The following is a 12,204-nucleotide window of genomic DNA, read 5'->3' on the forward strand; positions in this document are numbered from 1 at the left end:
GGGTATGTGCTCAGCGGGAGGAATGCAGCGCGGCGGTCAGCCGGCCGAGGGTGTCCCGAAGCTGGTCAAGTTCTGCGGGCGACAGCCCGGCGGCGACCGCGAGCCGTTGCGGAATGCCGGTGGCTTCAGCACTCAGGGCGGCACCGGCGTCGGTCAGGAATACTTCCACCCGGCGCTCATCTTCCGCGGATCGGCGCCGTTCCACGAGGCCCAGGGCTTCGAGCCGCTTGAGCAGCGGTGAGAGCGTGCCCGAGTCGAGCCCGAGCTCCTCCCCCAGCTCCCGGACGCTGCGGGGCTGCTCCTCCCAGAGCACCAGCATCACGAGGTACTGGGGGTAGGTCAGGCCCAGCCCCTCGAGCATCGGCCGGTAGACCGCGGTGGCGGCACGCGACGCCGAGTACATCGCGAAGCAAACCTGCCTGTTGAGGCGGGGGGCGTTGACGCTCGGCTCGTTGGTCATGCCACCACCGTAGTCCACAATTGCATTGTGCACAACCTAATCAGCGCATCGCCGGACGCCCACCCCATGCGCGAACGTACACTTCAGGCCCCGAAATCGCAGAAATCGGGGCCTGAAGTGTACGTTCGCGCCTGGGTTTGGGTGTGGCCGGGCCTTGGAGGTCGCGGAGGGCTAGAGGTCGCGGATGGTGCGCAGCGCCGCGGCCGTGAGGACCTGGATGCCGAGGCCGAGCGCGCGTTCGTCCAGGATGTAGTCGCCGCGGTGGAGGTCGTATTCTTCGCCGCCGGGGGTCTTGGTGCCCAGGCGCATCATGGCGCCGGGGGTTTCCGCGAGGAACCAGGCGAAGTCCTCGCCACCCATCGACTGCGGCGTCAGGACCACGGCACCCTCGCCGATTTCGGCGCGGGCTGCGGCCTCGATCAGGGCTGTCTCGTGTTCGGAGTTCACCACGGGAGGCACACCGCGGGTGTGTTCCAGGTGCACGTCGACGCCGTACGGTGCCGCAATCTGCTGCACGACCTCGTCGAGGATTACACCGGCGCTGTGCCAGGCGTCGCGGTCCAGGCAGCGCATGGTGCCCGCCATGTAGCCGCTCGCCGGGATTGCGTTGGGGGCGGAGCCGGCGGAGATGTGGCCCCAGACCACGGAGACGCCGCTGCGGACGTCAACGCGGCGGGAGAGCACGGCCGGAACGTTGACCGCGATCTGAGCCAGGGCGAAGATGAGCTCTTCGGTCAGGTGCGGGCGTGAGGTGTGTCCCCCGCGGCCGGTCAGTTCGATCTTGATGGTGTCCGAGGCGGAGGTGATGGCGCCGATCCGGGTGCCGATCTTGCCCACTTCGATCCGGGGGTCACAGTGCAGGGCCAGGATCCGGGGAACACCCGCCAGGACGCCCTGTTCGATGCAGCTCTGGGCGCCGCCGGGCATCGTTTCCTCGGCCGGCTGGAAGATGATCCGCACGGAACCGCGCAGCGGCGACTCCTCGTGCATCCGCTGCAGGACCAGGGCCGCGCCGAGCATGGTGGTGGTGTGGACGTCATGTCCGCACGCGTGGGTGACGCCGTGGTTCTTCGAGGCGAACTCGAGCCCGGTTTCCTCGATGATCGGCAGGGCGTCGATGTCGCCGCGGAGGGCGGTGGCGATGGGGCCCTCACCGATGTCCACCGTCAGGCCGGTGCCCTCGAGGCGGCGGGGCGTGAGGCCTGCGTCCTGGAGTCGCTTGACGAGTTTGTCTGTGGTGCGGAACTCCTTGAAGGACAGCTCCGGGTGCGCATGCAGGTCACGGCGGAAAGCGATCAGCTCCGGCAGGAGGGGCTCCAGCCACGGCCCCACCAGTGTGGTGGGCTCAGCTTCAGTAGTGTAATTGCGCACGGAATAACTCTAGCGAGCGCACAAAGAATAGCGGCATCGGGTACGGCGCGTTACAGATGAATGAACGTTCGCCGCCGGCAGGCAAGGCCCGGCTGGCGGCTACAGGACGTCCGTGTCGCCGCTGGCCTTGAGGGCGTCGACGGCCTGCTTCACGCGCTGGGAGTGTTCCTTGTGCATCACGAGCAAGGCGTCAGGGGTATCCACCACGACGACGTCCTTGATCCCGATCAGCGCGATCACGCGCTTGGTATCAGAGACCACCACGCCGCTCGCGTCCTCCGTGAAGACGCGGGCACCCTCACCGATCACGGTGACGTCCTTGACTTCCTTTGCGCTGTTGAGCCGGCCCACCGAGGCAAAGTCCCCGACGTCGTCCCAGCGGAAGGTTCCGGGCACGACGGCGACGTCGCCGGCGGCAGCGGCCGGTTCGGCCACGGCGTAGTCAATGGCGATCTTGGGCAGGGTGGGCCAGACGCGGGCCTTGACCTCCTCGCGCTGCGGGGTGTCCCAGGCCTTGGCGATTTCCTGAACCCCGGCGAAAAGCTCGGGCTGGTTGGCCTCGAGGTGCTTGAGCATCAGCGAGACGGGAGCCACGAACATACCGGCGTTCCAGACATACTCGCCACTGTCGAGATACTCCTGGGCGACCTCTTCGCTGGGCTTCTCCACGAACTCGACGACGGCCTGGGCACTGGGGGCGCCGTCCACGCCGAGGTTCTTCCCGGCCCGGATGTAGCCGAAGCCGGTGGAGGGGTGCGTGGGCTTGATGCCGATCGTGACGATCTTGCCGGCCGCGGCTGCGTGGATGGCCTCCCTGACGGCCTCATGAAACAGCTCGTCGGGGCTGATCACCTGGTCCGCCGCAAAAGACCCCATGATGGTGTCCGGATCACGCTCGTGCAGGATCGCCGCGGCCAAACCGATGGCGGCGCCGGAGTCTTTGGGTTCGCTCTCCAGCACGAGGTCCGCGTCGTCAATCTCGGGGAGCTGGCGACAGACAGCGTCACGATGGGCCATCCCGGTCACCACGAGCATGTGCTTGCCGGCGAGCGGCTCCAGCCGGTCGTAGGTGGATCTCAGCAGTGTGCTGCCCGAGCCCGTGAGGTCGTGAAGGAATTTGGGGGCTGCTGCCCGCGACAGAGGCCAGAGGCGGGTCCCCACACCGCCTGCCGGAATCACCGCAATAAATCGGCTCAGGGCCGAACCCTGTGGTGAGTCCTGGCTTGTCACTTTGTCTGTAGTCATCACGGCTACTTTAGCCGAATCCGGCCCGGCCGCCCCTGATCAGGGGCCAGGACACGGCACCTGCCGCTCCTGCGGGGCACTCCCGCGACCGCTCCGCCCAGCGCGGGCAATGTGGCGTTAGTCTCAAAACGGTTCGAAAACCGCGCCGGGGCCCGTCACCAACGGGTGGCTGAATTGAATAAGCTGTGGGCGAAGCCTAGATTTAGGCTTGAGTTTATGAGTGCTCTCGCAGCAGGCGTTCCCCCCGCGTGGATCCCATGCCAGCGCCGCTGTGTTGCAGGGAGGTTTATTCAGTGCCGACAAAACCAGCTGGCACCTTGTACCGCGGCCGTGAAGGCATGTGGTCCTGGGTTGGACACCGCATTACCGGTGTAGTGATCTTTTTCTTCTTGTTGGTCCATGTGCTGGACACCTCACTGGTGCGTGTGTCCCCGGAGGCCTACACCGCCGTGATCGGAACCTACAAGAACCCCCTGATGGCCCTGGGTGAAACGGGCCTTGTCGCTGCGATTGTGTTCCACGCCTTCAACGGCCTGCGGATCATCGCCGTCGACTTCTGGAAGAAGGGCGCAAAGTACCAGCGCCAGATGCTGTGGACGGTACTGGCCCTCTGGGTCGTCGTCATGGTGGGCTTCTCCATCCGCCACCTTTCCCTTGCCTTTGGAGGTCACTAAGCCATGAGTGCAACTGAGATTCAGACCCCACGAAGTGGACAAAACAGCAGTGGACAAAACAGGAGTGCAAAGGTCGGCAGCGGCCGCATTGCCCCGCAGTACCGCCGCAGCGGCTCTTCCAGGGGCAATTTCGAAATGCTCGCCTGGCTCTTCATGCGGCTTTCCGGCGTGGTCCTGGTGGTCCTGATCTTCGGCCACCTGACCGTCAACCTGCTGGTGGGCGAGGGCATCCACGCCATCGACTTCGGCTTCGTGGCCGGCAAGTGGGCCGACCCGTTCTGGCAGGTCTGGGACCTGGCCATGCTGTGGCTGGCCATGCTGCACGGCACCAACGGCGTCCGCACCATCATCAACGACTACGCGGAGAAGGACGCCACGCGTCTCTGGCTGAAGATCGTTCTCTACGCGGCCACCACCGTCATCATCGTCCTGGGCACCATGGTCATCTTCACCTTCGACCCGTGCCCCGTGGTCAACGGTGCCCAGCTGCCCGGCGGCTTCTGCCCCGCGCCGTAACGGCGCAGCCCAAGCGGCAACCGATCCTTGCCTGCCCGGTGCCGGCAAGGATTTCCACGAGACTTCACCGGGCAGGCTCCGCCGGCCGGTGTTTGATAGCGAATTTTGAGAGAAAGAGCGTCTGGTATGCAGGTCCATAAGTACGACGTCGTCATCGTCGGTGCCGGTGGCGCCGGGATGCGCGCGGCGATCGAATCAGGTCAGCGCGCGAAAACAGCAGTACTGACCAAGCTGTACCCCACCCGTTCCCACACCGGCGCGGCCCAGGGCGGCATGTGTGCGGCCCTGGCCAACGTCGAGGAAGACAACTGGGAGTGGCACACCTTCGACACCATCAAGGGCGGCGACTACCTGGTTGACCAGGACGCCGCCGAGGTCATGGCGAAGGAAGCGATCGACGCCGTCCTGGACCTGGAAAAGATGGGCCTGCCGTTCAACCGCACGCCCGAGGGCCGGATTGACCAGCGCCGTTTCGGCGGCCACACCCGCGACCACGGCAAGGCTCCGGTCCGCCGTGCCTGCTACGCCGCCGACCGCACCGGCCACATGATCCTGCAGACCCTGTACCAGAACTGCGTCAAGCACAACGTCGAGTTCTACAACGAGTACTACGTCCTTGACCTGCTGACCGTCGAGGAAGACGCTGTCCGCGAGGACGGCACGCCGTACAAGCAGAAGCGCGTCGCCGGCGTCGTCTCCTACGACCTCGCCTCCGGTGAGCTGCACGTCTTCCAGGCCAAGTCCGTGGTGTTCGCCTCCGGCGGCGCCGGCAAGGTCTTCAAGACCACCTCCAACGCCCACACTCTCACCGGTGACGGCATGGGCATCGCGTTCCGCCGCGGCATCCCCCTGGAGGACATGGAGTTCTTCCAGTTCCACCCGACAGGCCTCGCGGGCCTGGGCATCCTCCTCTCCGAGGCCGCCCGCGGCGAAGGAGCGATCCTGCGCAACTCCGAGGGTGAGCGCTTCATGGAGCGCTACGCCCCCACCATCAAGGACCTCGCCCCCCGCGACATCGTGGCCCGCTCCATGGCCAACGAAGTCCGTGAGGGACGCGGCTGCGGCCCGAACAAGGACTACGTCCTCCTGGACCTGACCCACCTTGAGCCGGCGCACATCGACGCCAAACTGCCGGACATCACCGAGTTCGCCCGCACCTACCTGGGCGTCGAGCCGTACACGGAGCCGGTTCCGGTCTTCCCGACGGCGCACTACGCCATGGGCGGCATCCCCACCAACATCACCGCCGAAGTGCTCCAGGACAACGACACGATCGTCCCGGGCCTCTACGCCGCCGGCGAGGTCGCCTGTGTCTCCGTGCACGGTTCCAACCGACTGGGCACGAACTCGCTGCTGGACATCAACGTCTTCGGCAAGCGCGCCGGCATCGCCGCCGCGGAGTACGCCAAGACCGCTGACTTCGTGGAGCTCCCCGCTGACCCGGAGGCCTACACGCTGAACCTGCTGGACCACGTCCGCACCTCGGACGGCACCGAGAAGGTCGCTGCAATCCGCAAGGAACTGCAGGACACGATGGATGCCAACATGCAGGTGTTCCGCACCGCCGACACGCTGAACCAGGTCCTGAGGGACATCGCCTCCTTCGAGGAGCGGTACCAGCGCATCAGCGTCCAGGACAAGGGCAAGCGCTTCAACCTGGACCTCCTCGAGGCCGTGGAGCTGGGCTTCCTGCTGGAGCTCGCCAAGGTCATGACCGTGGCGGCCCTGCACCGCGAGGAATCCCGCGGCGGACACTTCCGCGAGGACTTCCCCGAGCGCGACGACGAAAAATTCATGAAGCACTCGATGGCGTACAAGGATGAGCATGCTCCGGCGGATGGGGCTGCGGGAACCGCAGAAACAACAGCTGGGATCCGGCTCGCCACCAAACCGGTGGTCTTTACGCGTTACGAGCCGATGGTGAGGAAGTACTAAGATGACCGCTGAACTTGCTGAGCCGGCCTCCAAGATCGAACTGCCCGCCCATATCGGAGGCGGCGGGGAGATCCCTTCCTTCGACGTGACGCTGCGCGTGCGCCGCTACAACCCCGAGGTCTCCGACGAATCCACCTGGGATGACTTCAAGGTCACCATGTACGGCACCGACCGTGTCCTCGACGCCCTGCACAAGATCAAGTGGGAAATCGACGGCAGCGTCTCCTTCCGCCGTTCCTGTGCCCACGGCGTCTGCGGTTCCGATGCCATGCGCATCAACGGCCGCAACCGCCTCGCCTGCAAGACCCTGCTGAAGGACCTGGACACGTCCAAGCCCATCACGGTCGAGCCGATCAAGGGCCTGCCGGTGGAGAAGGACCTGATCGTGGACATGGAACCGTTCTTCCAGTCCTTCCGCGAGGTCATGCCCTTCCTGATCAACCGGGGCCACGAACCCACCAAGGAGCGCCTGCAGTCCGCCGAGGAACGCGAGCGGTTCGACGACACCACCAAGTGCATCCTCTGCGCCGCGTGCACCTCGTCCTGCCCGGTGTTCTGGACCGACGGACAGTACTTCGGCCCCGCGGCAATCGTGAACGCGCACCGCTTCATCTTCGATTCCCGTGATGATGCCGGCGACATGCGCCTCGAGATCCTCAACGACAAGGAAGGCGTGTGGCGCTGCCGCACCACCTTCAACTGCACCGAGGCATGCCCGCGCGGCATCCAGGTCACGCAGGCGATCGCCGAGGTCAAGCAGGCCATTCTGTCCCGCAAGATCTAGCAACCGGTCTCCGCAAGAACCAAAAGAACCACGACGACGGCGCCTCTCACCTTACGGGTGGGGGCGCCGTCGTCGTCTTCCCGTTCAACGAAAAGGCTCCCCATGTCCCGATCTGAAAAAGTCTCCTTCCAGGGTTCCACCGGCGAGCTGCTCTCCGGCATCATCGACGTCCCGGCGGGGCCGGTGAAAGGCTGGGGCGTGTTCTCGCACGGCTTCACGCTGGGCAAGGACAGCCCCTCGGCCTCGCGGATATGCAAGGCGCTGGCGGACAACGGAGTGGGCATGCTCCGCTTCGACAACCTGGGGCTGGGCGGATCAGCCGGGCTGTGGTCGGAGGGCTCCTTCAGCCACAAGGTGGCCGACACTGTCCGGGCCGCCGAGTTCATGCGGGAGTCAGGCAGGCCGGCCTCGCTGCTGGTGGGCCATTCCTTCGGCGGCGCAGCCGTCCTGGCAGCGGCCCGGGAGATTCCGGAGCTCGACGCCGTGGCAACGGTGGGCGCTCCGTTCTCGCCCAAGCATGTGGCGCACGTCTTTGACGCGGCCCTGGACCGGATCCTCAGCGAAGGCAGCGCCGAGGTGGACCTGGGCGGCAAACGGGTGGAGATCCGCCGGCATTTCGTGGAGGACCTGGAAAATGCGGACCTGACGGACTGCATCCGGCAGTTGCACAAGCCGCTGATGGTGCTGCACTCCCCCACGGACAACACCGTCGGCATTGAGAACGCCAGCACCATCTTCCAGACGGCGCGCCACCCACGCAGCTTCGTCTCGCTGGAGGGAAGCGATCACCTGCTGACCGGCAAGGGCCAGGCGGCGCGTGCCGCGAAGATTATTTCGGCGTGGGCCGATCAGTACCTCGACGCGGGCTTGTAGGCGCGGCGGGGCGGCGGCGCTGGCCGGACTCCACCGGTGTTTTGCCCGGCTGCACCTGGCGGGCGCCCCAACCGGTCGTCTTGTTGGCGGGCTCGGCCTTAAGGTCCTCATCCCGGATCGCCGCCCAGGCCGCGGACAGCAGGTAGACCTGGCTGACCAGGTTGAACCAGATCAGCAGGCCGATGATGATGGCGAACGGTGCCAGGATGGGGTTCCGTCCCGCGCTGGCGAGCAGCTCGGCGCTGAAGATCTGCAGCCCACCGGTGCCCACCGCGGCGAGGATGGTCCCTTCCAGCAGGGAACGCCGGGCCAGCTTCAGCCCCGCGGCCAGCCGGAACATGATCAGCGCGGTGGCCCAGCCCAGCAGCAGCGGCACGGCGATCTTGACGGAGGTAGTCAGGGGCCCGGCAAGCAGCGGATCGAGGCTCAGCTGCTCGGTCGCCCAGCCCGCGGCCGTACCGAACACCAGTGAGGCTCCGGCGCTGATCACGAGGGCGACGCCCATCAACAGCAGGGTGCCGACGTCGTGCAGTCTCAGCAGGATCGGGTTCATCTTCAGCGGGCCGAGCTGCATCACGCCGCGCACGCCGTCGCGCAGGCCGTCGATCCAGCCCAGCGAGGTCACCACTGTCACCACGGCGGCGATCACGGCGGTCCAGCCGAGGCCGTTGGGGTTCAGCAGCTCCTGGGGATCAACCAGCCCCTCGCCGCCGTCGACCTTCAAGAGGCCGGGCGCGCCCGTGGCAACACTGCTGACCACGCGTTCCAGCAGGGCCGGCTGTCGGCGGAGAACGAGTCCGGCCAGGGAGAATCCGGTGGCCAGCAGACCCGTGATGGAGAAGAACATCCTGAAGCCGATGCCGGCACTCATCAGCGGGCCGTGCTGGCGCCCGTAATGCTGGAGGGCGCGCACGGGTAAGAACACGTTGAGCCGGGCCAGCAGCCACTGCACCATCGGCACCAGCGACGCCAGTCCCCCGCCGCCGGAGCGGCGGGCCTTGCCCCAGTCAACCTTTTTCCGGATGACTTCCAGTTTCAGCCGGGCCAGCTCGGTGGGAGGGGGCGGCTCGGCGGGCGGCTGCCGCCCCGGCCGCGCCTGCGTCGAGCGCGGCTCAGTGGTCAGGTTCGGTCCCAAAGTCAAGCTCTTCCCGTAGCTGCCAAATGCCGTTGTCGTCGTGCTCGTAAAGTCCCATGCTAGCCACCGGGAATGTGGCCCTGTAATCCCTGAGCGCAGTTTCGGCCTCATCGAGACTTTCCGGCGCGACGTCGTGGGCGACGGTGACGTGCGGGTGGTACGCAAACGGCAGTTCCCGCTCCAGCGGGCCGGTCTGGAGCTGCTGGTGCAGGCTGACGCAGTGACCGAAGCCGTCTTCAACGTTGAGGAAGACCACGGGAGACACGGGCCGGAAGGTTCCGGTGCCGGCGATCGTCACGTCGAAGGGCTCCTGCTTGCTCGCGATCTCACGCACATGGTGGCGCGTCGCTTCCCAGTCCTGGGTCATGGTGGTGGTCACCAGCGTGATGTGGGCAGGGATGACGCCGGCCATGGGGTCACCGAAGGAGGCACGCCAGCGCTGGAGCTCCTCGGCGATCTCCGGCGGAAACCCCAGGATCACACCGATGCTGATGCCTTCGCTGCGGGACTGCCCGTTGCCGGAGGGGGCAGTGCCGGCTCGCGGGGTGTCTTTCGCGGTGACTTTGCTGACGGAGGACATCGGCCTAGCGGACTCCGTGGGCTCCGGCGTAGGGCAGGAAACCCACCTTGGCGTAGACGTCACGGAGGGTGACGGAGGCGATCTCGCGGGCCTTGTCCGCGCCGAGGGCCAGCAGGCGGTCCAGCTCTGCGGGGTCGTCCAGCAGCTCGTTGGCCCGGTTCCGGATGGGTGTCAGGCGATCGGCCACGACCTCGGCCAGGTCGACCTTGAGGTGGCCGTACATTTTGCCCTGGTAGGCGGCGACGAGTGCCTCGACGCTCTGCCCCGTGATGGCCGAATAGATGGCGAGGAGGTTAGAGACGCCGGGCTTGGCCTCGCGGTCGAAGCGGATCTCGGTCTCGGCATCCGTCACGGCTGACTTGATCCGCTTGGCCGTGACCTTGGGATCGTCCAGGAGGTTGATCAGGCCGGCCGGTGACTCCGCCGACTTCGACATCTTGGCAGTGGGGTGCTGCAGGTCATAGATCTTCGCCGATTCCTTCTGGATGAAGGGCTGGGGAACTGTAAAGGTCTCTCCGAAGCGCGTGTTGAAGCGCTGGGCGAGGTCGCGGCTGAGTTCCACATGCTGACGCTGGTCCTCACCCACCGGGACGCCGTGCGGCTGGTACAGGAGGATGTCCGCGGCCTGCAGGACCGGGTAGGTGAACAGGCCGACGCTGGCGTGGTCGGAGCCCTGCCTGCCGGCCTTGTCCTTGAACTGGATCATCCGGGAGGCCTCGCCGAACCCCGTGATGCAGTTCAGGACCCAGGCCAGCTGGGCGTGCTCGGGCACCTGGGACTGGACGAAGAGGGTGCACTTGTCCACGTCCACGCCGCCGGCGATGTACTGCGCGGCCGTGACCCGGGTGCGGTGGGCCAGCTCCGCCGGATCCTGCGGGACCGTGATCGCGTGCAGGTCCGGGATGAAGAAGATCGCGTCGTACTCGTCCTGCATCCGGACCCAGTTCACTAGGGCGCCGAGGTAGTTGCCCAGGTGCAGGGAGTCGGCGGAGGGCTGCATTCCGGACAGGATGCGGTGCCTGGCGGCGGTGGCGGTGGCGGCCGGGGCAGGAGCGGACGTGCCGGGTGAGGTGGCGACGGGCACTGCCGCCGTGGCGGCGGGCGCGGGTTCGGTGCCGGTGGTCGCAGTTGAAGGAGAGGTCATTCGTTGAAGCCTTAAGACTAGAGCCGGTAGTCCACTACCAGCGGGGCGTGGTCAGAGAAGCGGGTATCCCAGGACGGTGCCCGGTCAACAACGGCTGACACTGCAGCAGCAGCGAGAGCGGGCGTGGCCATGTGGTAATCAATGCGCCAGCCGGTGTCGGTGTCGAAGGCCTGTCCCCGTTGCGACCACCAGGTGTAGGGGCCGTCGACGTTACCCGCCAGGCCCCTGTGAACATCCTTCCAGCCGATCTCCTCGCCGAAGAAGCGGTCGAAGTACGCGCGCTCCTCCGGCAGGAAGCCGGCACGTTTGACGTTGCCCTTCCAGTTCCTGATATCCAGCTCGGTGTGGCCCACGTTCAGGTCGCCGACCACGAGGGCATGGTCGCTGTGCTTGGACAGCTCGGGCAGCCGGTTGATCATGACGTCCAGGAAGCGGAACTTGTCGTCCTGCTTCGGAGTGCCGGCCTCACCGGAGTGCACGTAGGCGCTGACCGCCGTCAGCCGGGAGGCCTGCCCTTGGGCGTCCCGGACGATGTAGTCGGCCTCGACCCAGCGGCCGGCGGTGGCGAAGTAGTCCTCGCCGATGCCCACCCGGGTGGCGACGGGTTCGGCGCGGGAGGCGATGGCGACGCCGGCGCGGCCCTTGGCCTCGGCTTCGGCGTGCAGGATGTACCAGCCCTCGCCGAGCAGTTCGTGGACGATCGCGTCAGGGGCACGGACTTCCTGCAGGCACAGGATGTCCACTCCGCGGGGCTCCAGCCATTCCGCCATGCCCTTCTTGTAGGCGGCGCGAAGGCCATTGACGTTGACAGATGCGATGCGAAGGTTTTCCTTCTCCAATGCCGAGCTCACCCGATCCACTCTAGTCGATGATGGTTCCGGAGACGGGCTCGTCGCTTCCGCCGGAGGACTTGATCATGTCCCGCGCGTTGGTGGCGGTGATTTCGATGGTGTCGAGCGCCCGGCGGATGGTGTCCTGGTCCGAGGCGGCGCCCTTGGCCTGTTCCTGCTCCACGACGCGGACCTGCACCTGGACGATCTTGAAGGAGTGGTCCAGTTTGAGGTCGCGGACCTCGTCGGCTTCGCGGCGTTGGGCCACGAGGCGGGTGTTGCCGTGGTCAACGCTGCCCGACGACGGCGCCCGGCCGGTCGCCGCGTTGAACGCGTTCTGCGCTTCGTTGAGCTTCGCGGCGGCCTTCCTGGCGGCCTTCTGGATGCTGAAGACCACGAAGGATGCCAGGGCCAGCCAGAAGGCGGCGATGATCGCCACGACCCATCCCACGACGTCGTTCTGGTTGGCCGCGAAGATGACCGCGACCAGGAACGCGATGATGAAGACGGTCATGCCAAGACCGCCGATCCGGAACATCGAGAACTTGCCCGTGGCGGCGTTGTACGCGGACGGCTTGGAAGACGCGGAGTTGCCCAGAGATCGCATTCCCCCATTATCGCAAACCCGCGCCGCCCGCCGCCCCGCTTCCACCCCGG

The 12,204-nt window shown here is 66.4% G+C and carries 13 protein-coding genes; 5 read left to right on the forward strand and 8 right to left on the reverse strand.

All coding sequences use genetic code 11. The features are described 5' to 3' along the window. Positions 1-10 precede the first annotated feature (10 nt). From ACVWZ8_RS02225 to ACVWZ8_RS02235, 3 genes are all read right to left on the reverse strand, one after another. Positions 11-460, reverse strand: a complete 450-nt coding sequence (locus ACVWZ8_RS02225; RefSeq protein WP_426976494.1) for a MarR family winged helix-turn-helix transcriptional regulator — start codon at positions 458-460, stop codon at positions 11-13. 171 nt (positions 461-631) lie between these two features. Continuing rightward, positions 632-1,831, reverse strand: coding sequence for an amidohydrolase (locus ACVWZ8_RS02230; RefSeq protein WP_426976493.1), 1,200 nt, complete (start codon positions 1,829-1,831; stop codon positions 632-634). Positions 1,832-1,930: 99 nt separating this feature from the next. Beyond that, positions 1,931-3,076 carry a mannose-1-phosphate guanylyltransferase gene (locus ACVWZ8_RS02235; RefSeq protein ID WP_426976492.1) on the reverse strand — a complete coding sequence of 382 codons (1,146 nt, stop codon included), beginning with the start codon at positions 3,074-3,076 and terminating at the stop codon, positions 1,931-1,933. 293 nt (positions 3,077-3,369) lie between these two features. On the opposite strand from ACVWZ8_RS02235, the gene sdhC reads away from it, so the two are divergent. The 5 genes from sdhC (at position 3,370) to ACVWZ8_RS02260 (ending at position 7,858) form a co-directional block, all read left to right on the forward strand. Next, the gene (gene sdhC / locus ACVWZ8_RS02240; RefSeq protein ID WP_354242701.1) at positions 3,370-3,750 is read left to right on the forward strand and encodes a succinate dehydrogenase, cytochrome b556 subunit; all 381 of its coding nucleotides are present in this window, start codon (positions 3,370-3,372) and stop codon (positions 3,748-3,750) included. A 3-nt stretch (positions 3,751-3,753) separates the two neighbouring features. After that, a complete protein-coding gene (locus ACVWZ8_RS02245) occupies positions 3,754-4,266 on the forward strand; it encodes a succinate dehydrogenase hydrophobic membrane anchor subunit (protein ID WP_426976491.1) in 513 nt (170 codons plus the stop codon). Between the two features lie 126 nt (positions 4,267-4,392). Beyond that, complete coding sequence (sdhA, locus tag ACVWZ8_RS02250) at positions 4,393-6,201, forward strand: succinate dehydrogenase flavoprotein subunit (RefSeq protein WP_426976490.1); 1,809 nt, start codon at positions 4,393-4,395, stop codon at positions 6,199-6,201. Position 6,202: 1 nt separating this feature from the next. After that, the gene (locus ACVWZ8_RS02255; RefSeq protein ID WP_426976489.1) at positions 6,203-6,985 is read left to right on the forward strand and encodes a succinate dehydrogenase iron-sulfur subunit; all 783 of its coding nucleotides are present in this window, start codon (positions 6,203-6,205) and stop codon (positions 6,983-6,985) included. A gap of 102 nt (positions 6,986-7,087) precedes the next feature. Then, positions 7,088-7,858: an alpha/beta hydrolase family protein gene (locus tag ACVWZ8_RS02260; RefSeq protein ID WP_426976488.1), complete on the forward strand. Its 771-nt coding sequence runs from the start codon at positions 7,088-7,090 to the stop codon at positions 7,856-7,858. On the opposite strand, the gene ACVWZ8_RS02265 is transcribed toward ACVWZ8_RS02260, so the two are convergent. From ACVWZ8_RS02265 to ACVWZ8_RS02285, 5 genes are read right to left on the reverse strand one after another with little or no spacing between them, the layout of a single operon-like run. After that, positions 7,815-8,993 carry a YihY/virulence factor BrkB family protein gene (locus tag ACVWZ8_RS02265; RefSeq protein WP_456503647.1) on the reverse strand — a complete coding sequence of 393 codons (1,179 nt, stop codon included), beginning with the start codon at positions 8,991-8,993 and terminating at the stop codon, positions 7,815-7,817. The genes ACVWZ8_RS02260 and ACVWZ8_RS02265 overlap by 44 nt on opposite strands. Then, on the reverse strand, positions 8,971-9,573 hold the full coding sequence (locus tag ACVWZ8_RS02270) for a 2'-5' RNA ligase family protein (protein ID WP_426976487.1): 603 nt from the start codon (positions 9,571-9,573) through the stop codon (positions 8,971-8,973). Before ACVWZ8_RS02270 ends, ACVWZ8_RS02265 begins: the two co-directional genes overlap by 23 nt. A gap of 4 nt (positions 9,574-9,577) precedes the next feature. Continuing rightward, the gene (gene trpS, locus ACVWZ8_RS02275; RefSeq protein ID WP_426976486.1) at positions 9,578-10,717 is read right to left on the reverse strand and encodes a tryptophan--tRNA ligase; all 1,140 of its coding nucleotides are present in this window, start codon (positions 10,715-10,717) and stop codon (positions 9,578-9,580) included. 17 nt (positions 10,718-10,734) lie between these two features. Beyond that, positions 10,735-11,568: an exodeoxyribonuclease III gene (locus ACVWZ8_RS02280; RefSeq protein WP_426976485.1), complete on the reverse strand. Its 834-nt coding sequence runs from the start codon at positions 11,566-11,568 to the stop codon at positions 10,735-10,737. A 10-nt stretch (positions 11,569-11,578) separates the two neighbouring features. Then, positions 11,579-12,154, reverse strand: coding sequence for a hypothetical protein (locus ACVWZ8_RS02285; RefSeq protein ID WP_426979825.1), 576 nt, complete (start codon positions 12,152-12,154; stop codon positions 11,579-11,581). Positions 12,155-12,204: the final 50 nt, after the last annotated feature.

The organism is Arthrobacter sp. UYCu723 (assembly GCF_054059215.1).